General features: G+C 37.3%; 27 protein-coding genes. 23 read left to right on the top strand and 4 right to left on the bottom strand.

Annotated features, from left to right (window positions below; translation table 11 throughout):
* Window positions 1-2 precede the first annotated feature (2 nt).
* From hisC to EPL02_RS16195, 13 genes are all read left to right on the top strand, one after another.
* Complete coding sequence (gene hisC, locus EPL02_RS16255; RefSeq protein WP_094910640.1) at window positions 3-1,106, top strand: histidinol-phosphate transaminase; 1,104 nt, start codon at window positions 3-5, stop codon at window positions 1,104-1,106.
* 64 nt (window positions 1,107-1,170) lie between these two features.
* On the top strand, window positions 1,171-2,271 hold the full coding sequence (locus EPL02_RS16250; RefSeq protein WP_094910639.1) for a prephenate dehydrogenase: 1,101 nt from the start codon (window positions 1,171-1,173) through the stop codon (window positions 2,269-2,271).
* A gap of 185 nt (window positions 2,272-2,456) precedes the next feature.
* Complete coding sequence (locus tag EPL02_RS16245; protein WP_094910638.1) at window positions 2,457-3,713, top strand: tetratricopeptide repeat protein; 1,257 nt, start codon at window positions 2,457-2,459, stop codon at window positions 3,711-3,713.
* A gap of 97 nt (window positions 3,714-3,810) precedes the next feature.
* A complete protein-coding gene (locus tag EPL02_RS16240; RefSeq protein WP_094910637.1) occupies window positions 3,811-4,359 on the top strand; it encodes a ReoY family proteolytic degradation factor in 549 nt (182 codons plus the stop codon).
* Window positions 4,360-4,451: 92 nt separating this feature from the next.
* The gene (locus tag EPL02_RS16235; RefSeq protein WP_094910636.1) at window positions 4,452-4,910 is read left to right on the top strand and encodes a YpiF family protein; all 459 of its coding nucleotides are present in this window, start codon (window positions 4,452-4,454) and stop codon (window positions 4,908-4,910) included.
* Window positions 4,911-5,117: 207 nt separating this feature from the next.
* Complete coding sequence (locus EPL02_RS16230) at window positions 5,118-5,627, top strand: Rieske (2Fe-2S) protein (protein ID WP_094910635.1); 510 nt, start codon at window positions 5,118-5,120, stop codon at window positions 5,625-5,627.
* 3 nt (window positions 5,628-5,630) lie between these two features.
* Complete coding sequence (qcrB, locus tag EPL02_RS16225) at window positions 5,631-6,305, top strand: menaquinol-cytochrome c reductase cytochrome b subunit (protein WP_025908806.1); 675 nt, start codon at window positions 5,631-5,633, stop codon at window positions 6,303-6,305.
* A 57-nt stretch (window positions 6,306-6,362) separates the two neighbouring features.
* A complete protein-coding gene (locus tag EPL02_RS16220; protein WP_131888232.1) occupies window positions 6,363-7,133 on the top strand; it encodes a menaquinol-cytochrome c reductase cytochrome b/c subunit in 771 nt (256 codons plus the stop codon).
* A gap of 114 nt (window positions 7,134-7,247) precedes the next feature.
* Window positions 7,248-7,850 (top strand): lipoprotein heptaprenylglyceryl N-acetyltransferase LhaT, encoded by a 603-nt coding sequence (gene lhaT / locus EPL02_RS16215; RefSeq protein ID WP_094910633.1) that lies wholly within the window; start codon window positions 7,248-7,250, stop codon window positions 7,848-7,850.
* A gap of 70 nt (window positions 7,851-7,920) precedes the next feature.
* Entirely contained in the window at window positions 7,921-8,334 is a 414-nt protein-coding gene (ylbD, locus tag EPL02_RS16210; protein ID WP_131888231.1) for a YlbD family protein, read from the top strand.
* A gap of 6 nt (window positions 8,335-8,340) precedes the next feature.
* Window positions 8,341-8,577 carry a YlbE-like family protein gene (locus tag EPL02_RS16205; RefSeq protein WP_025908810.1) on the top strand — a complete coding sequence of 79 codons (237 nt, stop codon included), beginning with the start codon at window positions 8,341-8,343 and terminating at the stop codon, window positions 8,575-8,577.
* Window positions 8,578-8,674: 97 nt separating this feature from the next.
* Window positions 8,675-9,064, top strand: a complete 390-nt coding sequence (locus EPL02_RS16200; protein WP_094910631.1) for a hypothetical protein — start codon at window positions 8,675-8,677, stop codon at window positions 9,062-9,064.
* Window positions 9,065-9,152: 88 nt separating this feature from the next.
* A complete protein-coding gene (locus EPL02_RS16195) occupies window positions 9,153-9,599 on the top strand; it encodes a YlbF/YmcA family competence regulator (protein WP_094910630.1) in 447 nt (148 codons plus the stop codon).
* Window positions 9,600-9,602: 3 nt separating this feature from the next.
* On the opposite strand, the gene EPL02_RS16190 is transcribed toward EPL02_RS16195, so the two are convergent.
* A complete protein-coding gene (locus tag EPL02_RS16190) occupies window positions 9,603-9,923 on the bottom strand; it encodes a hypothetical protein (protein WP_076512210.1) in 321 nt (106 codons plus the stop codon).
* A 64-nt stretch (window positions 9,924-9,987) separates the two neighbouring features.
* Between EPL02_RS16190 and EPL02_RS16185 the strand changes: the two genes are divergently transcribed.
* Window positions 9,988-10,263 carry a YlbG family protein gene (locus EPL02_RS16185; RefSeq protein ID WP_076512264.1) on the top strand — a complete coding sequence of 92 codons (276 nt, stop codon included), beginning with the start codon at window positions 9,988-9,990 and terminating at the stop codon, window positions 10,261-10,263.
* A gap of 44 nt (window positions 10,264-10,307) precedes the next feature.
* On the opposite strand, the gene EPL02_RS16180 is transcribed toward EPL02_RS16185, so the two are convergent.
* A complete protein-coding gene (locus EPL02_RS16180; RefSeq protein WP_061784789.1) occupies window positions 10,308-10,697 on the bottom strand; it encodes a DUF7147 family protein in 390 nt (129 codons plus the stop codon).
* A gap of 364 nt (window positions 10,698-11,061) precedes the next feature.
* Between EPL02_RS16180 and EPL02_RS16175 the strand changes: the two genes are divergently transcribed.
* The 4 genes from EPL02_RS16175 (at window position 11,062) to coaD (ending at window position 15,053) form a co-directional block, all read left to right on the top strand.
* On the top strand, window positions 11,062-12,597 hold the full coding sequence (locus tag EPL02_RS16175) for an L-lactate permease (RefSeq protein WP_131888230.1): 1,536 nt from the start codon (window positions 11,062-11,064) through the stop codon (window positions 12,595-12,597).
* A complete protein-coding gene (locus tag EPL02_RS16170; protein WP_094910627.1) occupies window positions 12,593-13,540 on the top strand; it encodes an L-lactate dehydrogenase in 948 nt (315 codons plus the stop codon). Before EPL02_RS16175 ends, EPL02_RS16170 begins: the two co-directional genes overlap by 5 nt.
* Window positions 13,541-13,968: 428 nt before the next feature.
* Complete coding sequence (rsmD, locus tag EPL02_RS16165; RefSeq protein ID WP_094910626.1) at window positions 13,969-14,535, top strand: 16S rRNA (guanine(966)-N(2))-methyltransferase RsmD; 567 nt, start codon at window positions 13,969-13,971, stop codon at window positions 14,533-14,535.
* A gap of 32 nt (window positions 14,536-14,567) precedes the next feature.
* A complete protein-coding gene (gene coaD / locus EPL02_RS16160; protein ID WP_078989328.1) occupies window positions 14,568-15,053 on the top strand; it encodes a pantetheine-phosphate adenylyltransferase in 486 nt (161 codons plus the stop codon).
* A 71-nt stretch (window positions 15,054-15,124) separates the two neighbouring features.
* Here the strand turns inward: coaD and ylbJ are convergent, their stop codons facing one another.
* Window positions 15,125-16,348: a sporulation integral membrane protein YlbJ gene (ylbJ, locus tag EPL02_RS16155; RefSeq protein ID WP_131888229.1), complete on the bottom strand. Its 1,224-nt coding sequence runs from the start codon at window positions 16,346-16,348 to the stop codon at window positions 15,125-15,127.
* Between the two features lie 233 nt (window positions 16,349-16,581).
* Here ylbJ and EPL02_RS16150 point away from each other — a divergent pair, with 233 nt between their 5' ends.
* A complete protein-coding gene (locus tag EPL02_RS16150; protein ID WP_078989330.1) occupies window positions 16,582-17,385 on the top strand; it encodes a patatin-like phospholipase family protein in 804 nt (267 codons plus the stop codon).
* The gene (locus EPL02_RS16145; protein ID WP_286175474.1) at window positions 17,369-18,400 is read left to right on the top strand and encodes a SepM family pheromone-processing serine protease; all 1,032 of its coding nucleotides are present in this window, start codon (window positions 17,369-17,371) and stop codon (window positions 18,398-18,400) included. Before EPL02_RS16150 ends, EPL02_RS16145 begins: the two co-directional genes overlap by 17 nt.
* A 26-nt stretch (window positions 18,401-18,426) precedes the next feature.
* Here the strand turns inward: EPL02_RS16145 and EPL02_RS16140 are convergent, their stop codons facing one another.
* Window positions 18,427-19,635 (bottom strand): nucleotidyltransferase, encoded by a 1,209-nt coding sequence (locus EPL02_RS16140; protein ID WP_131888228.1) that lies wholly within the window; start codon window positions 19,633-19,635, stop codon window positions 18,427-18,429.
* A 165-nt stretch (window positions 19,636-19,800) separates the two neighbouring features.
* Between EPL02_RS16140 and EPL02_RS16135 the strand changes: the two genes are divergently transcribed.
* The 3 genes from EPL02_RS16135 (at window position 19,801) to EPL02_RS16125 (ending at window position 21,494) form a co-directional block, all read left to right on the top strand.
* Entirely contained in the window at window positions 19,801-20,322 is a 522-nt protein-coding gene (locus EPL02_RS16135; protein WP_094910623.1) for a YceD family protein, read from the top strand.
* Window positions 20,323-20,383: 61 nt separating this feature from the next.
* Complete coding sequence (gene rpmF / locus EPL02_RS16130) at window positions 20,384-20,557, top strand: 50S ribosomal protein L32 (protein ID WP_025908823.1); 174 nt, start codon at window positions 20,384-20,386, stop codon at window positions 20,555-20,557.
* A gap of 169 nt (window positions 20,558-20,726) precedes the next feature.
* Window positions 20,727-21,494: an enoyl-CoA hydratase/isomerase family protein gene (locus EPL02_RS16125; RefSeq protein ID WP_131888227.1), complete on the top strand. Its 768-nt coding sequence runs from the start codon at window positions 20,727-20,729 to the stop codon at window positions 21,492-21,494.
* The last annotated feature ends 33 nt before the right edge of the window (window positions 21,495-21,527 follow it).

Below are 21,527 nucleotides of genomic sequence, written 5' to 3'. Positions count from 1 at the left end.
AGTTGAAAGTAAAAGAGCAATTATTAACATTATCTCCATATAAGCCAGGCAAGCCTATTGAGGAAGTTAAAAAAGAATATAACTTAGAAACTGTTGTGAAGCTAGCATCTAATGAGAATCCGTACGGCTGTTCAAATCGTGTGAAGGAAGCTATTTACGAAGAGCTTAATCATATGGCACTTTATCCAGACGGCTATAGTGCAGAATTAAGAACAGCACTTGCTGAATATTTACATGTCAAAGATGAACAGCTTATTTTTGGGAACGGATCAGATGAAGTTATTCAAATTATTTGCCGTGCTTTACTATCACCAGAAACAAATACGGTGATGGCAACGCCGACATTCCCTCAATACCGCCACAATGCGGTAATTGAAGGAGCTGAAATTCGTGAGGTTCCACTGCGAAACGGTGACCATGACCTTTCAGCAATGTTAGGCGCAATTGATGAGCAAACGACTGTTGTGTGGGTATGTAGTCCTAATAACCCAACCGGTACCTATGTAAAGCAACAAGACCTGATGGAATTTATTAAGCAAGTTCCAAAGCATACGCTAATTGTTATGGATGAAGCATACTATGAATATGCAGCACAAGAAGAGGACTTTCCACAAACGGTAGATTTACTGGATGAGTATGAGAATTTAATTGTGCTACGCACGTTTTCAAAAGCTTACGGATTGGCTTCACTTCGAATTGGGTACGGTATTGCAAATGAAGCATTATTACAAAGGATAGAACCTGCTCGTGAACCGTTTAATACAAGTCGCATGGCTCAAAAAGCAGCAGTTGAAGCTTTGAAAGATCAAGAATTTATTAATGAGTGCAAGCGTAAAAACGAAGAAGGTTTACAGCAATACTATGCATTTTGCGAAAAGAACGGTTTAAATTACTACGCTTCTTATACAAACTTCGTACTAATTGATTTTGGTCAACCAGGCGATGAAGTATTCCAGTTTTTATTGGAAAGAGGATATATTGTTCGTTCTGGTAATGCATTAGGTTTTCCTACATCTGCACGTATCACAATTGGGACGAAAGAGCAAAATGAACAGATAATTCAACTGCTTCAAGAGTATGTGAGTAAACATAAATCATTTGCATAATAATGTAGAGATGAGAGTGTGAGATCACACTCTCATTTCATATGTGAAATATGAGGTGACAAAGGTGACAGGAACAGTTTTTGTAATTGGGATGGGCCTAATTGGTGGTTCGTTAGCGTTAAATATAAAGAGTACATATGAATCAATGCATGTTATTGGTTACGATATTAATGAAGAACAGGTAAAGTTAGCAAAGTCGTTAACAGTTATTGATGAAATAAGTAATTCAATTGAAGCGGGAGCTAAAGAAGCGGATTTCATTGTTATTGCTGTGCCTGTTACGCAAGCCGTTCAAGTTGTGCAAGAATTAGAAAATATTCCTTTGAAAAAAGAGGTTATTGTTACTGATGTTGGAAGTACAAAAGAACAAATCGTTCAAACAGCCGAATGCTTGATTTCAAAAGGTATTCATTTTATTGGCGGTCATCCGATGGCTGGATCTCATAAAAGTGGCGTCGCAGCGTCTAAAGCCCATTTATTTGAAAATGCAATGTATGTGTTAACTCCTTCTCCTCATACGGAAAGTGAGGCTGTTGATAAACTTAAAAAGCTACTCGCAGGTACAAAAGCTAATATCATTGTTTTATCACCAAAAGAACATGATAAACTTGCAGGTGTTATCAGCCATTTCCCTCATATCATTGCGGCTAGCCTTGTGCATCAAGCAGAACATTATCAACAAGGGAACCCGCTTGTTTCTAAGCTAGCAGCGGGTGGGTTTCGTGATATTACTCGCATTGCATCGAGCAGTCCAGCGATGTGGAGAGATATTTTACTTCATAATCAAGATGCGTTACTTCAAATGTTCGATTATTGGCTAGATGAGATGCAAAATGTGCGTAGTATGATTGAGAAGAGAAATGCTGAGAATATCTATGCTTATTTTTCTCAGGCAAAAGAATTTCGTGATCAGCTTCCCGTGCGTTCAAAAGGAGCTATACCGTCTTTTTATGATCTATATGTAGACGTCCCTGACTATCCTGGTATCATTTCAGAAGTAACAGGGTACTTAGCAGAAGAAGAAATTAGCATTACAAACATTCGTATTCTAGAAACGCGCGTTGATATCTATGGTGTTTTAAGACTTAGTTTTCAAACCGATGAAGATCGTAAAAAAGCAAAAGTATGCTTAGAAGGCCGAGGTTATCAGACGTTTATTTCATAATGTAGTTACAAGAGAGGTGATATACTTTATCACCTCTCTTATTATTCAATCCGTTTTGTTGAACAAAACAGTAATCTCATTTATTATAGGGACTACCAACAAATTTGTTTATACCTATTAGTCAATACAATTAATCATACTAAGTGATAAAAACATATAGACGAAGTGATAAAGGAGATCATAGAATGACGAAATTAGATCGTGCTATACGATATGTAGAGGAAAATGAAGTTGAAAAAGGACTAGCGCTTATCAATGAGCTGAAGCATGAGGCAACTGACGAGGAAAAGTTTTTAATGGTCGAACAGCTTCATGAATGGGGACTTGTAAATGAAGCACTACCTTTAATAGACGAGCTAATTAAAGAGTATCCATCAGAAGGTGAGCTTCATCTATTAAAAGCAGAAATTTTAATTGACTTAGAGGAAGAAGAAGAAGCTATCCATATCTTAAGTCAAGTAGCAACGACTGACTCAAATTACGTAGCAGCTTTGATCTTAATGGCTGATTTATACCAAATGCAAGGTTTAACAGAAGTAAGTCAACAAAAGCTCCTTGAAGCCAAACGTTTGTTGCCAACTGAAAAGGTAATTGATTTTGCACTAGGTGAATTCTACAGCAGTCAAGGTATGTATCAGCAATCTATTCCTTATTTTGAAGAGGTGCTAAAAACAGATAAAGAACTAAATGGAATTGACTTAAGGCAACGTCTGGCAGAAAGTTTAAGCGGAGTAGGGAAATTTGAAGAGGCTCTTCCTTATTTTCATGATGCGTTAGAAGATAAGCTAGAAATTAACACGTTATTTGAGTACGCATTTTCAGCTTATCAAGCTGGTCACTATCAAACAGCTATTGAAAAATTTGTGGAGTTAAAAGAGTTAGATCCTCAATACCATTCTTTGTATTTATATTTAGCAAAATCCTACGAGCACGAAGAGCTACTTGAAGAAGCTGCAGCTGCAGTTAATGAAGGAATATCTCAAGATGAATTCCAAAAAGAACTCTATTTCTTTAAAGGGAAAATTGCGTTAAAACGCGGTATAGAAGAAGAGGCAGAAGCAGCTTTTAAACAAGCCGTTGCGTTGGACCCAGGATATGTTGAAGCAATTTTGACATTATCTAAACTGTATATGAGCCAGGAGAAATACGAAGAAGTTATCGAGTTAATTACCCATGCTAATGAATACAATGAGCATGACCCAAACTTTGACTGGGATCTGGCAAAAGCCTATCAGGAAATAGAAGAATATGAAAAAGCAGCAGAGCATTATGAAGCAGCATCTCGCGTCTTTTTAGATGAATATGCGTTTCTTGAAGAATACGGCTATTTCCTACTGGAAGAAGGAAATAGAGAAAAAGCCAAAGCAATGTTTGAAAAATTACTAGTCTTAGATCCATCATCAGTTGAAATTCAAGACATATTATTTCAACTAGAAGAATAAATAATAGTTCAAAGGATTTTCTAATTGTCATGTGGAATATTAATCTGTAAAAGGTGTTTAAGACCTGTGATTAAACACAGAGGAGGGAAGTGAGACTATGACGACCCCTGTTACTGTCAACGAAAAGAAAGAATTTGTTCGCTGGTTTTTAACAAATTATCAATTAAAACGCCGAGAGTGTGTATGGATTTTAAACTATTTAATGAGTCATGATCAACTGATGCAGCGCGTTCACTTCGTAGAGCAAGCGCAGTTTTGCCCTCGAGGAATGGTCATGTCAACACATTGTGTAGAAGACCCACCGTTTCGCTTTTATAAAGAAAACATCATGACAACAGATGCAGAAAAATCATTTCATGATATTCGATTAAATCGAGATGAAGATATTTATATTCAGCTTAATTTTCGTTCATTATATTCATCAACGCAATATGTTGCGGTGCTAGAAGAAAACCCATATATGCCTAAAACAGTTCAAACAAATGAAAAAGATCGCCTCCTTGCAGAGCAAGTGTTGGAACAGTCCATTCAGCGCTTCCAACGTTCAAAAATCATGGAGTTAATCGATAAAGCACTAGATGAAAATAACAGAGAAGAATTTGAGCGTCTCACGACATATTTAAATAAGCATTATCAATTAAAATGATGTAAAAAGAGATTGGCTACACTAGCAGTACAGTCAATCTCTTTTTGCCATATCTAAAAAGTAATGTACAGCAACAATGGGGTGAAATGTGAATGAAATGGCATGTAAAAGATATTGAATTATACCTACAATCTAAAGAATATGTTGATTCAATTATTATTCCGCTAATTCCAATTGACTTTGGATCAGCAATGAAAACAACTGCAGCAATGAACGAGTATACAGCAATTATTACGTCAGAATTAGAACGACAATTTAAAGGACGAGTTCTAGTAGCACCAAGTTTTACATACCTAAAACAACCAGGAAATCAACATGCTCTCAAGAGCTTGATAGATTGGAAGAATCAAGCGTGTGCTAGTGAGATAAAGCATATTTTCTTCTTAACAAATGACCGGGACTGGATTCCTTATGATCAAGAGTTGGCATCAAAGCTAATATGGATTCCAACGCTTCCTTTAGAACATATGGAAGAATCCCATAAGCAAAGGGTGGTTGCAGATCAAATTGAACAAATCATTCCAGATTTCCTGGAAAAGTGGAAAAGCTAAACCTTAATAAGATAAGAATGGAAGCGTAAACAAAAAATAACCAAAAAATTTAGAAAAATACGGGTTATTTCCATGTTTTAGGGGTTGCTTATATTGACCTTCCATGCATATTGATATATCATGAAAATGTCCTAGTTTAATAGAATAAATCATCATGTTTCCACACTATGTTTAAGGGGCTGAGCTTTTAATAGAGGGGGGAATATCATGAGTGAGAAAGACCATCGGGTATCAAGACGACAGTTCTTAAATTACACTCTTACTGGTGTAGGAGGATTTATGGCTGCCGGTATGCTCATGCCAATGGTAAGGTTTGCGGTTGATCCAGTATTAAAAAAAGGGGTAGATCAGGATTTAGTGGCTGTCGCACAAGTGGATGACATCACAGCTGAACCGAAGCGGGTTGACTTTAAAGTAAATCAAGTTGACGGTTGGCATGAGTCAGAAGAACCGCGTTCAGCTTGGGTTTACAAAGACAAAGATGGAGAAATTGTAGCTTTATCACCCATTTGTAAGCACTTAGGCTGTACGGTTAACTGGGCTGGTGATAAAGCGCATCCAGACCAATTTTACTGTCCATGTCATAACGGAAGATATTACAAAGACGGAAAGAATGTAGCCGGCACTCCACCGATGGGGCCGCTAGATGGATACGTACAAAAAGTAAAAGATGGTACATTGTATCTTGGGAAAGCTAAACCACGGGGAGGGGCATAGAGCATGCTAAATAAGATCTATGATTGGGTAGACGAGCGGCTTGATATTACCCCATTATGGCGTGATATTGCCGATCATGAAGTACCTGAACACGTCAATCCAGCTCACCATTTTTCAGCGTTTGTTTATTGCTTTGGTGGTCTGACGTTTTTTGTAACCGTTATTCAAATTTTATCTGGTATGTTTTTAACGATGTACTATGTACCGGACATTAAAAATGCATGGGAATCTGTTTATTATTTACAAAATGAAGTTGCATTCGGTCAAATTGTTCGTGGTATGCACCATTGGGGAGCTAGCCTTGTTATTGTCATGATGTTTCTACATACACTTCGCGTTTTCTTCCAAGGAGCATACAAAAAGCCAAGAGAACTAAACTGGATTGTAGGAGTTCTAATCTTTTTCGTTATGTTAGGTTTAGGGTTTACAGGCTATTTATTGCCATGGGATATGAAAGCGCTATTTGCTACAAAAGTAGGGTTACAAATAGCTGAGTCCACGCCAATTATTGGCCAACAAATAAAAACGCTGTTATCAGGACATCCAGATATTGTTGGTGCCCAGACGCTTACTCGATTCTTTGCGATTCACGTCTTCTTCTTACCTGGTGCTTTGCTGGGATTAATGGGTGCTCACTTCTTAATGATTCGTAAACAAGGTATTTCTGGTCCACTATAAGTTAAAACATTTAATTTATATGTGAGAAATATGTGAAGAAAGGGAGGGAGAATCGGCATGCATCGTGGTAAAGGGATGAAATTCGTCGGTGACTCACGTGTACCTGCTGAAAGAAAACCGAATATTCCAAAAGACTATTCGGAATTTCCAGGTAAAACGGAAGCATTTTGGCCAAACTTTTTATTAAAGGAATGGATGGTAGGTGCTGTCTTTTTAATTGGTTATCTTTGTTTAACTATCGCGCATCCTTCTCCATTGGAGCGGATTGCAGATCCGACTGATACAGGATATCTGCCATTACCAGACTGGTATTTCTTATTTTTATACCAGCTCTTAAAGTATACGTATGCTTCAGGTCCATATAACGCCATTGGAGCCTTTATTATTCCAGGTATCGCTTTTGGTGCGCTTATGCTTGCGCCGTTTCTTGACCGTGGTCCGGAAAGAAGGCCAACGAAGCGCCCGTTGGCAACTGGCTTTATGCTATTAGGAGTAGCTGCCGTGTTTTATTTAACATGGGAGTCAGTTGTAAGTGTTGACTGGGAAGCAAAAGAAGCACAGGGAGAAATTCGTGAAGAAGTAGCAATTGATACGGAAGCAGACGGCTACAAAATTATGCAAGAGCAGACGTGCTTAACCTGTCATGGTGAAAATCTTCAGGGAGGACCTGCAGCTCCGGCACTGACAGGATTAGATTTATCTGCTGAAGAAATCGCAGATATTGCTAAGAATGGTCAAGGTAGTATGCCAGCCGGTATTTTTAAAGGCTCAGATGAAGAATTAAAAACGCTTTCTGAGTTTATAGCAAACATAGGGAAAGAGGAATAAAAAGATACCTATTTATAGCTTTGCTATGAATAGGTATTTTTTTTTGTGAAAAATAACTTTATAATGATGAAGAAATTGTCGCAATTCATATGAAACGGAAGAGAGGTGTTCACGTTGAGTTGGTTTTGGTATACGTTAAAGGATAAACGCTTTTTGACACTTTTACTAATCATCAACATCTTGGGAACAATCTATGGTTATATTTGGTATGGGAATCAGTTATCACAAACTCCTGCTCATTTTCTTTTATTTGTTCCAGATAGTCCGACGGCAAGCTTGTTTTTTGTTATCGTTTTAATTGGCTTTTTATTTAAAAAGCAGCTTCCACTCTTTGAAGCTCTAGCAATGATTACGCTGTTTAAATATGGAATTTGGGCAGTTGTAATGAATATTCTTGTCTATTTGACAACGGGGCAAATGGATGCCATCATGCTTATGCTTATGGGATCACATGGTGCCATGGCTGTTCAAGGTTTATTATATTCACCGTTTTACCGAATCAAGCTTTGGCATTTAGCAATTGCGGCTGTTTGGACTTTACATAATGACATCATCGACTATGTGTTCTTTATGATGCCAAGGTATAGCATGTTAAATGATTATATCCCTCAAATTGGTTACTTTACGTTTTGGCTGAGCATCTTTTCAATTCTGTTAGCATACATACTAGCGGTTTTACCGTTTCAAAAAAACAGCATAATTATGAAAAAAATTTAAAAAATAGGCGAACCAAACAACCCCTCATGCTCTACACTATAGTAGGCTATTATGTATGAGGTGAGTGACTGTGAATGAGACAAAACGAGAAGTTCATCCATCTGTTGTAGAATTTAAAAACTTTGTTAAAGCGCACCCGAAGCTAGTGGAAGAAGTTCGGGCGCAGAGAAAAACGTGGAAAGAACTATATGAAGACTGGTACTTATTTGGAGCTGAAGATTCCATATGGGATACTTATCGCTCTGAAGGTGAGAAAGCAGAATTAGAAACGGCAGAGGAAGCAGAGAACAAAAAAGATATTATGTCCACAATTGTATCATCCTTTAAAAATATGGATTTAGATCAAATGCAAAACCATATTACAAACATTAACTCAGCTATTACCAATATCCAGCAGGTGTTGCAGCAGTTTCAATCACCAAAATCATTAACGCGCAGCACGCCGACTGGTCCAAGAAATCCATTTGGTTTTCGGAAGGATTAGCTAATTATGAGGGAAGATGTATATGAGTACATTCGTTCTAAGCCAAAGTTGAATGAGTTCATTCGGGAGCAGCCGATGTGGTATCGACGCTTGACGAGAAACCCAGATGAATTAGAGAAGTTTGACTTAGAGTCCAAAACCTATTATAAGCAGACAATTCCTCATAAAGTTGAAAAATTTTCAAACTCAATTCAGATGGCAAACATGATGTTTCACATGTTTCAATCGATGAGGAATCAATAATGTGTTAGAGAGCTTCGTGTTTACGAAGCTTTTTTTTGAGTAAAAAAGAATGTCAGTGCAAAAGCTAAGCATAAAACATATGCAAAGGATGATCTGGATGCGTGTTATATTATGCTTAGTAGCTTGTATCTTTTCACTTGTAGGATGCCAGAATGATAAGCCAAAGCCGGAAACAAATAAAGAAATAGTAAGCTTTTCAGGCCAAGCTGCTATGGAAACGATTGGTACAGAGAAACAATTGGTAGTACATCAGCATGTAAGGGGAGCTAATGTATATGTTGAATGTATCATTAACGGCTTTTCATTTAATGATGGCAATGGTTTTCTTGAAGTAAAAGTCGACGGTAAAGCAATTAATCCTATTACACAAGCAGCTTTTGTTATTAAAGAATTACCTAAAGGTTCTCATCAAGTTACGATTGAACTAATGAAAAATGAGCATGAAAGTTACAATTTAAAAGAATCTTTTACAATTAAAATTGTATAAATGAAAAGAACATGTAATAAAATGTTGCATGTTCTTTTTCTTTTGAAAGTGAAACATGATAAGATAAAGTAGGAGGTGTATATTTACGATGCTCACAACAATGAGAACTATTGAGCTACTTGATGAGTCTGATGCACTAGCAAATATGGTCTTGCATTCAGATGTAGCTGAACATTATCGTGAATGTTTAAATAGATTAAATAAAGACACAGAAGCACAGGAATTAATTGCTGAATTCGGTAAAATGAAAGAGCAATACGAAGATGTCCAGCGGTTTGGTAAATATCATCCCGATTATAAATCCATTACAAAGCAAATGCGTGATATTAAGCGTTCTGTAGACTTACAGCATACGATTGCTGCGTTTAAAAAAGCAGAAAATGAGCTACAAAAGCTTTTGGATGAGATTAGTGTTATCATTGGACAATCTGTGTCAGAACATATAAAAGTTCCAACTGGCAATCCATTTTTCGATACAGGAAGCAGCTGTGGCGGAGGGTGCGGAGCAGGTGGAAGCTGCGGTTGTAGTGCCTAAGCCTTACAATCGCAGTCTCGTACAATCTGTACCGCACACGTTTCCACAACAGAATGATTTTCTTTGAGGGACAAAGAAGCGGTGGCGGTAGACATATGTTGAAGTGGCGTGGCGAACAAACTCCGTTTGCCACGTTACTTTTGCATTTGTGGTAGCGGCCTCAGATGCTATACGAATCCACTCTTCAATTTGATGTAAATCACCTTTGCTTGAGGTAATGTAAAGGAACGGAACATGCGTAATTTCTTTTTTTTCTACTTGTTCAATTAATTTATTCCTAGTAAAATGAGAAAAAAAGGAAGACCAAATGTCATCTAACGTCATACATAACTCACCTACTTCAGTTTCATATAAAACTATTTTAACCTATGTAAAAGGGGAAGCTATTATGTTTGTTAATCGTCAAGGACTTATTGCATATGTACACTCTGTAAAGCAAGCCAAAGCACTTCGTAAGTATGGAAATGTACAGTATGTTTCAAGAGAACTAAAATACGTTGTGTTGTATTGCAATCAGGACGGAATTGAAAAGACAATGGAGCGTATTCAATCGTTGCCTTTTGTGAAAAAAGTATTGCTTTCTTATCGACCAGAATTAAAAACTGAATTTGAAAATTCAAAGCCTGATAAAGCAAAAGAGTACGACTACAAGATTGGCATATAATTAAAAGGAATGTTTCTTTGAAACATTCCTTTTTTTATGTATGTCTATTGCAAAGGTGAAATATATCTGTTCATACGCAAAATGCCAATTAAATGTTGGTAATAAAGCTCTGTTTCTGAAAACATTGTGGAAGGTTTAACGTCTAATACGATTATGCTTTTATCTAGGGAATTAGCTAATTGTTCAAACAGCTCGACGCGTTTACTTGCTTTCGTTTCTGATAGGCTAATTCCTTCTCGACATACGTAAAGAGGTTGGAAATTTCCTTCAGTTGTTGGATTCAGTGCAACAATGAACGATGCTTTTGGCTGATTTTCAATCACGGTGCGCAACATGATTAAGTGCTGTAGGCGATGCGTATTGTGCTTTGCAATTTCGAATAGTTCATAGATATCTGAGTAACCTTGTCCAAGCTCAATAAAACGTTGAATCATCCTTAATCTCCTTTAGTTTTATTTACAGTCAAGTTTAATGTAACATTGAATTTTTTGAGAGTAAATAGAAAAATCCCTTGTCTCTACCTTATAGTAATATCCTTCCTAAGAGAATGAGACGTCGAAAAATATAGAAAGATAAAGAGCGGTGAGTAATATAAGACATACTATTACTTGCACACCTATTGTATTAGAAGTAGAGCTTGGCTTGTATAAAATAGTCATTTTAACGTGAGTTATCGTTTTCTTTTCCTGTATATTTTTTATCTCACACATAAAAGTCTTCACTTTTAGGACAATATAATTGTATCGAGTGGTTAGCTGTCGAACCTAAAATTATGTGTAAATAAATGGAAAAGAGGTATTGCTTATGTGGAATCAAGTTTATGATCCGTTTAATAACATTTGGTTATCTGCCTTAGTTGCAACTATACCTATTTTGTTGTTCATCATTTTATTAACTGTTTTGAAAATTAAAGGACACATTGCTGGTTTAATTAGTGCAATTATTGCCGGACTTATAGCGATTGTTTTTTACGGAATGCCTATTTCAAAAACAGTATGGACGGGTATTTATGGGGTGCTAGCAGGTTTATATCCAGTTGCTTCTATTGTGCTGGCTGCAATCTTTCTTTATAAATTGACTGTTAAAACAGGTAAATTTGACATTATTAAAAAGAGTATTACTTCCATGTCTCCGGATAAACGCATTCAAGTAATTATCGTTGCTTATTGTTTTGGTGCTTTCTTAGAAGGGGCAGCAGGATTTGGAGCACCAGTTGCCATTACTGCTATCATTTTAGTTGGTTTAGGTTTTGAGCCCGTTAAAGCTGCTGGTATTTGTTTAGTTGCTAATATTGCTGGTGGTTCGTTCGGTGCTATGGGTATTCCAGTTACAACCCCTGCTCAGCTTACTGGGCTTGATCCCTTAGATGTTGCGATGAGAACAACTTATATTATTCCCTTTGTTACGTTTGTTCTACCTTTTCTGCTTGTGTTTTTAGTTGATGGTATAAGAGGTATTAAGGAAACATTTAAGACAATTTTAGTGGCTGCTGTCACATTTACAGCAGTCCTATGGGCGACACTTAACACTATTGGAGCACCGTTAGTTGACATTTTATCTGCTTCTATTACGCTGATTGTTCTGTATATATATTTAAGGCCAAAACAACAGGAAAGTGTTGGAACGCTTATTAGAGCTTGGAGCCCATTTATCTTCTTAACCTTACTTGTAATTGTATTTTCTAAGTTAAAATTTGAAAGCCTAATTATGAATTTTCCTATTCCAACCCTCAATGGCTTAATTAATAAAGTTCCGCCAGTTGTATCAGATGTTACACCGTTTGGAGCGGTGTTTACTCTTGATTTGTTATCATCAACAACAAGTGCAATTGTTTATGCTTCCCTCCTTACAATCCTTATATTTAAAGTTAAACGTTCAATTATAAAGCAGGCTCTAAAAGAAACGGTTAAAGAACTAGTTATTCCAATTGCTACTATCTGTGCAGTTCTAGCATTTGCTTACATTTGTAACTATTCAGGAATGAGTTCTACATTAGGACTTGCTTTTGCTTCTACCGGTGGTTTATTTCCGCTATTTAGTCCGGTATTAGGATGGATAGGTGTATTTTTAACAGGATCGGTTGTTAATAGCGGATCACTCTTTGCACCACTACAAGTTATTACAGCAGAGCAAGTCGGTTTAAGCCCTGCTGGTATGGTAGCGAGTAATATTGTTGGAGGGGATATGGCAAAAATGTTAAGCCCTCAATCTATAGCGGTAGCAGCCGCTGCAGTTGGCCTGGTAGGTCGTGAAAGTGAAATATTCAAATATACTATTAAAATAAGTTTGATATTCCTTGCTTTTGTGGGAATTATAAACTTGATTATTTATTAAGGATGGTGAGAGCATGAGGAAAATTGTTTTAGTTGGTTGTGGTTCAGTTGGTACAGCTTATGCTTATAGCTTAGTCAATCAAGGCTTTGTTACAGAACTTGTATTAATTGATGCTAATAAAGAAAAGGCAGAAGGTGAAGCAATGGACTTGGTTCATGGTATGGCTTTTGCTAGTACAAATATGAGAGTATACGCAGGAGATTACTCAGACTGCAAAGATGCTCGTATTGTTGTAATTACAGCAGGAGCTAATCAGAAGCCAGGTGAAACAAGACTTCAATTAGTAGAACGTAACACTCGTATTATGCAATCCATTATTCAAAATATTAAAAAAAGTGGGTTTGATGGGATTATTGTGCTTGCTTCTAATCCGGTAGATGTATTGAGTTATGTTGCATATAAAGAAAGCGGGCTTCCAGCAAGCCGAGTTATCGGTTCAGGAACTACGTTAGATTCAGCTCGCTTCAGAGTTCTTTTAGGAGAATACTTTGAAGTGGATCCTCACAATGTACATGCTGTTATTGTGGGAGAACATGGTGACAGTGAACTACCCGTATTTAGTCAAGCATCCGTTGGAGTTGAATCATTTGACAACTTACTTGAAAGAAGAAACAACGAGAAAGATAAAGAAAATCTCACTAAAATCTTTGGGTCAGTTCGAGATGCTGCTTATGAGATTATTAACCGCAAAGGGGTTACAAACTTTGGAATTGGCATGTGCTTAACAAGAATTACAAAAGCTATTCTGAATAATGAGCACTCGATATTACCGGTGTCTTGTTTACTCAATGGGGAATATGGTCAAGAGGATATCTATATGAGTGTTCCAGCTGTCGTTACCCGTGAAGGTGTAAAAGAAGTGATTGAGTTAAAATTGAATGATAATGAACAAGAATTATTCAACAAGTCGGCCGATATACTGAGAGAAATTCGTGTTAAATAAGATGAAAATATTGCCGTGGTATCTGCCCACGGTATTTTTTTATGTTTAGGCAACCATGTCTATAAAAGTGAACAATAAGCTGCTTTTAAACTAAAAAAACCCCCATAACCACTAGGGTCATAGGGTTATTTTCATGCACCCTTCGAGTGAGAAAATAAAAGGGAGAGGAGAAACCGGAGGAAGAACTTATGGGGAAACGTAAGTCTTCTCCGCGGTTGGCAACAACATCGGTTCGATGATGTTGTTGGTAAGTAGTATGTCCTCTAATTCTTGTTTTATACATAATCAGAGTGAAACTTCTATTCTTTTCGTTGTTGACGTCACTTTATGCCATAAAAATGGAAAAAGTTTATTTCCGCTAGTTTTTATAGTTAATTTTGTGTTAGGATAATGAAGAATAAGCAAGTAAAAGTAAGGTAGTGATAGACATGAGAGTAGTAGCTGGAAGCTGTAAAGGACATTCACTAAAAGCAGTCCCAGGTAATTCCACGCGCCCTACAACAGATAAAGTAAAAGAAGCTATTTTTAATATGATTGGCCCTTTCTTTGAAGGTGGAATAGCTCTTGACTTATTTGGAGGCAGTGGAGGCTTAGGCATTGAAGCGCTAAGCAGAGGGATAGATCGAGCGATTTTTGTGGATCGAGACGGTAAAGCCATTCAAACGATAAAAAGTAATTTGGAAACATGTAGTTTACAAGAACAAGCAGAAGTGTATCGCAACGACTCTGAAAGAGCGCTAAAAGCTATCATTAAGCGAGAGATACAGTTTGACTTAATTTTACTGGATCCTCCGTATAAGGCACAAAAGTTGAAAGCGCTTATCGAAACAATTAGCGAGCATAAACTGTTGCAAGCTTCAGGTGTAATTGTTGCTGAACATGCAAACGACGTAGTGCTTCCAGATGAAATTAATGAGTTTGAAAAGATAAAAAGTGAAAACTATGGAATTATTGGTGTATCAATTTATACATACAAGCAGCCTGAAGAAGTATAACAATTGTTTTACATAAAAGAAAGGGGATTTTTATGGGGAGCATAGCAGTTTGCCCAGGGAGCTTTGATCCTGTAACGAACGGTCATTTAGACATTATTAAGCGAGGCTCAAACGTATTTGATACGTTATATGTCGTTGTATTAAACAACTCATCCAAAAACCCGTTGTTTACAGTACAAGAGCGAATTGAACTATTAAAGCAAGTAACAGAATCAATTCCAAATGTAGTAGTAGAATCGTATAGCGGCTTACTGATGGAATATGCAAAACAAAAGCAAGCTAGCACCATCTTACGTGGTTTACGAGCAGTATCGGACTTTGAATATGAAATGCAGATAACATCTGTAAACCGTGTGTTGGATAAAGAGATTGAAACGTTGTTTATGATGACGAATAATCAATATTCTTTCTTAAGTTCTAGCATTGTAAAAGAAGTCGCTAAATATGGTGGCAATATTTCTGAGCTTGTGCCTCCGCTTGTAAAAGAAGCACTTTCTAAGAAATTTTCAGCAAAATGATAGAACGCCATTACATCCTTACGCAAACGTTTATTTTAGCTTGCTATAGGAATGGATGGCGTTTTTGTCGTTTATTTTAGTGGAAAGTTACGCTTCATATATAACAAAGAATAAGTAAATAATAATAAAATCGTAAACGTTGGTCCATATAGAGTGCAAAATTCAAAGTAAGCTTGACTCCAGCTTGTTGTGCCGTCCTGTAAAAAAGTAGGCAAAGCATGTGGAGACCACTGAGCCTGAGATAAAATATTTTGCTCAAAAGGTCTCCATGCTAGGATAGCAAGGATACTAGCAAATAGTCCGTGCATCAGGCGTGCACAAAAAAAGGGGAAAAATCGAATATCTGTATCAGCAAGAATACTCGCAACTTGAGCATGAACAGAAAAACCACTAAAGCCCAGGATGAAGCTAACAACAATGACCTGTTGCAATAGGGTAGATTCTGCTGTTTGGCTAGTCAATTGACTGCCCATTGTGATTTCAAAAAGTCCTGATATAAAAGGAAGACTTAGTGCCGTTGAAAGCTGCAGTAAACTAAATAAATATGAAAGGCCACTGCTTATAAACGTTGTAATGTTCATGACGAACAGCAGCTTGTTTAAAACAGAAAATAAAATAATAAATCCACCAATCATCAATAAAGATTGAACTGACGATAAAACAGCATCACCTAAAAGCTTACCAATGGGCCTTTGATCTTTTATGCGGGCTTCGTGCATTTCTTTGAAAGCTTGGATAAGGGACGGACGCTGCGCTGAAGCAGAGTATGTTGTATCCGTCTTTTTTCCGTAAAATCGCATAACAAGTCCTACTAAAATGTTTCCGAGATAGTGTGCAAAAGCAAGGATTACTCCTACCGCTGCGTTGCTAAAAAAGCCAACCGCAACCGCTCCGAAGATAAAAATAGGGTTTGAGGAGTTGGTAAAAGAAACAAGGCGTTCAGCTTCTGTTTTTGATAGCTGCTCTTCTTGTCGTAATCGAGCGGTAATTTTTGCTCCAGAAGGGAATCCAGAACCCATTCCCATTGCTAACGCAAACCCTCCGACTCCTGGAACTCGAAACAAAGGGCGCATTAAAGGTTCTAATATTGATCCAATAAAGCGAACAACTCCAAATCCTATTAACAGTTCGGAAAGAATGAAGAAAGGCAACAATGAAGGAAATACGACCTTCCACCATGTATTTAATCCTCGGACTGAAGCTTCCAGTGCTTCTTTTGGATAAGTGAGTAAGGCAAAGGTAAGCGTTAAAGCAGTTCCTCCTAACACAATCGTTTTTACCATGGATTTATTCAATTCGATTCCCTCTCCTTTTAAACAGCATACGATACAGCAGGTACATGTCCTATATATCAATATACGAATTAGTTAGTCCAATTTATGCTAGTTAATCGTTTAGAACACGTTTTCTTTCTCTACTTTCTTGGTTAAGCTAAAGATAAAAATGATTATTTATGTGCTCAGGTTTCACTTTATAGCGACAGACGTATATACTGAATAAAACGAGTGATTAGTAAGGGGGCCTAACTATGAAAAGCCCAACGATTGGAGTAGCATTAGGGTCAGGAGGAGCAAGAGGATTTGCTCATCTTGGGGTTATTAAAGTTCTGGTGGAAAACAATATCCCTATTCACTATTTGGCGGGTAGCAGCATGGGCGCTTTAGTTGCGGCTATGTATGCATCTGGTACTGAGATGAATCAACTGTATAAAATGGCACTTACTTTTAAAAGGAAATATTATTTAGATTTTACAATCCCTAAAATGGGGTTTATTGCGGGAAATCGTATAAAATCTTTGGTAAAAGCTCTAACCAAGAATAAAAAGATTGAAGATTTAAATATTCCCGTTGCTATTGTAGCTACGGACTTAAAAGCTGGGGAAAAAGTCATTTTTAAAACGGGATCAGTTGCACAAGCTGTAAGAGCGAGCATCTCTATTCCAGGTATCTTTGCACCGGAGAATGTAAATGGACGCTTGCTAGTAGATGGAGGGGTTATCGATCGTATTCCGGTATCCGTTGTACGAGAAATGGGAGCAGATATTGTGCTTGCAGTCGATGTCTCTCATGTGAAAAGAAATGCAGAAATCACATCGATTTTTGACGTTATTTTACAGAGCCTAGATATTCTTCAAGACGAGCTTGTAACGAATCGCGCAATTGCTTCTGATGTAATGCTTCGTCCTAAAGTAGAAAGGTTTAGTTCTCGAGCGTTTACAAATATTAAAGAAATTATTGAAATTGGTGAACAAGCTGCAATCGAGCAGTTACCGTCTATTCAAGAGGCTATCGAAAAGTGGAAGGAGAATCGTAAAGGTGAAGAAGAGAGTTAGAATTTTATCTTACATAGCATTAGTAGTAACAGTTGCTATGTTATTTTTTTACCCCTTGCCTTATTATATTACAAAGCCTGGCATAGCACAGGAGCTAAAGCCTATTATTAATGTGCAAGGGGGGTATGAAGAGCAGGGAACGTTTATGTTAACCACAGTTCGGATGGGAAGAGCAACGCCTTTATCATATGCTATGGCTCACATTCAAGATTTTCATCACTTGTATCCTGAAGAAGACATTTTGCAGCAAGGAGAGAGTGATAGCGATTATACGGTAAGGCAATTACATATGATGGATACGTCCAAAGATGCAGCGGTTATTGTTGCATACAATGCAGCAAATAAAGAAATTAAGTTTGAAAATAAAGGTGTTTACATTGTTACAGTAGTACCTGATATGCCGGCCTATGGCAAGCTTAAGGTTGGCGATATCGTGAAAGAGGTAGATGGTCAAAATATTGAGACAGCAGAGCAACTAATTGAATACGTAGCGAAGAAGAAAAAAGGTGATAAGGTCGCTGTAACTATCCTACGAAATAAAGAAGAACAAGTAGTAGAGCTTCCTCTATCCCCATTTCCAGACGATCAAACACGCTTTGGGTTAGGCATCTCTTTAGAAACGAGTCGAGAAGTGGACGTAGAACCAGACGTAGAAATTGATACTGAAAAGATTGGTGGCCCTTCTGCTGGTCTTATGTTTTCACTTGAAATTTATAATCAACTTATAAAAGAAGATATGACAAAAGGGCATAAGATTGCAGGCACAGGAACAATCAACGATAAAGGTATTGTAGGTCCTATTGGAGGAATCTCTCAAAAGATTGTGGCTGCGGATAAAGAAGGAGCCGAAGTTTTCTTTGCTCCTAACCAGCAAGGAGCGCCTAATTCGAACTATAAGGAAGCGCTACAAGCGGGAGAAAAAATTGAAACTGATATGAAAATTGTTCCGGTTGATACATTTAATGATGCGGTCGAATACCTAGAAAAGTTAGATAAAACTAAAAAAGCGAAGTGAGTCGATACTAACTCACTTCGCTTTTTTTAAATCATGATAGGCGGCTGCGTATACTCCTGTTTTAAAAATTGGGAGCGTATGGGCTCTTTTAAAGGCGAACTATAAATGTTCGTCGCTTTTATATCCAGTAATAAGTCTGTGTGTTTACATTGAGACACAGTGGATACAATAGGAACAGACATGTCTTTTTTTACGTGCTTTATATATTGTCTACCCGTTTGAGACATACCAAGCAATCGAAGGTAATTGATTAAAGGTGATTTGTTCATGTCGCTTTTTTGGGTGTTGGTTAAAATATGAACACACATCCGCTGAAGGCGTGTACGAGTATAGCGCTTGGTCTTTACTTTGCTTAGAAAATCTTCAAAGGATAGCGAATCTTTTATAGCGTTCAATAAGCGATGTTCAATGCCTTCTTCAATTTCGTAGATGGATTGAAGAGACTTAGGTGAATGGGTCATGAGCTGATACTTTAAAAATGCAAAATAGAGCTCCCAGTTATGTAAAAAGCCAGTTCTTGTTTGATAATCTTTTAACTCTTGAATAACATGAGTAGGCATATGGCGTGATAAGTCTTTAACATCAATGATATCCTGGAATAAAGCATGACGAATACTTGTTGCGCTTGTAATTTCTGTCTCAGAAAGCGTTTTATCGTGATAATGGGATTGAATTCGAGTAATCGTATGTGGTTTAATAGATGCATGCTGTTTTTCAATAGCTTTTACATAGCTTAACCCTAAAATGTTATTTGGTTGGTCCATATTTAGCCCAATTTGTTCATTAGTAATATTGTTCATAGCAAGGGAAAGCGCTTTTGGATAGCTATTTCCATCCTTTAAGTAGTTTTTTGTATGCTCTGCTATAGAATGTTCATGCTCTCTTAACAGTTTGCTAAATTCAAGAAAAGACTGCGTGTTTCCATGTTCGCTGCCAAAGCATACATACGAAGCTTTAAGGTGTTCTAATATGGCTATAGCACCGTTTGCGAATGTATCAGCTTGCTGAGTGGAGAATGCATAAGGTAGTTCAATGACAAGGTCGGCACCTGCTTTTAAAGCCATTTTCGTACGAGCCCACTTTGATACGAGAGCAGGTTCACCCCGCTGTAAAAAGTGACCGCTCATCACTGCGATGACGCAATCAGCATTTGTTTGCTCTTTTGCTTTTTGCAAATGATAGTAATGGCCATTATGAAAAGGATTGTATTCAACTATAATTCCTACAGCTTGCATAATGAGTCTCCTTTTATTAAATTTTTAAGTACTATTGAGCAGTTTTAGCGTAAGGATTATGAAAAGAAAAAAATAAATTTAAGTACATTATAGTGTAAAGAAAAAATATTGACAAATAATCTTGTGAAAGCTATAATAACCTTTGTTGCCTTGAGGTGATTAACAATGAAATGGACAATACATCAGTTGTACCAGTTACAAAATAAAGGATTAACTTTTGATGAAATTGTAGACGGTAAGGATTTTGTTAATACCGATCCACAGATTCGTCGCATGTCAGATGTTCATGTGAAAGGAAGAGCTGATATCAGTTCTTCAAAAGTCACATTCCATCTTAAAATTTCTGGAGAAATGACATTGCCTTGTGCTCGTACATTAGTCGATGTTCCGTATCCTTTTTCTATTGAAGCAACAGAAACGTATCTGTTCAATAGCGATGCCGATTATGAAAATGACGGTGAAATGAGAATTGTGGAAGGCGAAGTAGTGGATTTATTACCACTTATTAAGGAATTAATTATTGTTGAAATTCCGCTTCAAGTTTTTAGCGATAATCAAGAACAAAAGGGTGCTGCTCCTCAATCAGGAAAAGATTGGGAAGTTGTAACGGAAGAAGAGCAACAGGAAAAGGTCGATCCACGTTTAGCTGTATTAGAAAATTTCTTTAAAAACAAAGAAAATAACTAACGCGAAGATCCGGCTTTCGGGCCTTCATATGATTAAAAACTCTTTTAAGGAGGTGGGAATAATGGCTGTACCTTTTAGAAGAACATCTAAAATGAAGAAAAGAACGCGTCGTACGCACTTTAAACTACAAGTTCCTGGTATGGTAGAGTGCTCAAATTGTGGCGAAATGAAACTATCACACCGTGTATGTAAGGCTTGTGGTACTTACAAAGGAAATGACGTAGTAAACAAATAATGCAAAAATAAAAGACCCTGTTGAAGGGTCTTTTATTTTTGCATTAAAACGTTCTTTAAGGATTGGAATAACTGCTTTTCTGAAGGAAGATGCAGGAGTTTATATTTCGCTTCTCGAATTCTTTACTTATGAAAAAGTTGAGTAAAGATGAAAAAGGGGGAAAAAGACATTGGTAAAGACAAAGTTTTTTGTAGATAACAACGGCATTAGCACATTTGTTATTAATCGCCCCGAGAAGCGAAACGCTGTGGACTATGACGTGATGAATTCTTTAGAGGAGGCTTTAGCTGAAGTGAAAGCGAATCCTCATATTAAAGCATTGGTAATTACCGGAGCAGGTTCACAAGCTTTTTGTAGCGGTGGGGACATTTCAGCTTTTCATGCTCTAGAAACAGCGGCAGAAGCCGAGAGTATGCTAAAGAAAATGGGGAGAATTTTATATCAATTACTTGTATTACCAAAACCCACAGTAGCTTTATTAAACGGTACAGCAGTTGGGGGCGGATGTGAAATTGCAATTGCTTGTGACTTTCGCATCAGCGCAGCTCACAGCGAATTTGGGTTTATACAAGGGGACTTAGGCATTACAACTGGCTGGGGGGGCGGCACAATTTTATTCGAAAAACTTCGTTACTCGGATGCAATGGAAATGCTAACGAGCTCTCAAATCTACAGCGTGGAGCGTGCCAAGCAGGTTGGCTTTTTATCTTACGTAACATCATACCAAGAGCTCGCTATGCGCTGTGAAGAATGGTTGTTACCAATTATTACAAAGCCTAGTACGGTGCTGACGGCATACAAACAAATGCCTATTGCAAAATGGAACCAAGTTGATTTATGGGAACGAATGGAGGCAGAGGTTAACCATTGTAGTTTGCTCTGGGAAAGTGAAGAACACAAGCAAGCGGTAAATAACCGACTTCAAAAGAAGGCTTAATAAAGCTAATTATGTGGATAAAGTATCTTGAAA

Origin of the sequence: Bacillus sp. CBEL-1 (genome assembly GCF_004348885.1) — a bacterium.
Lineage (GTDB): Bacteria > Bacillota > Bacilli > Bacillales > Bacillaceae_H > Priestia > Priestia aryabhattai_A.
The sequence above is the reverse complement of the archived record's forward strand: the minus strand, read 5'-3'. Positions and strand labels throughout refer to the sequence as shown.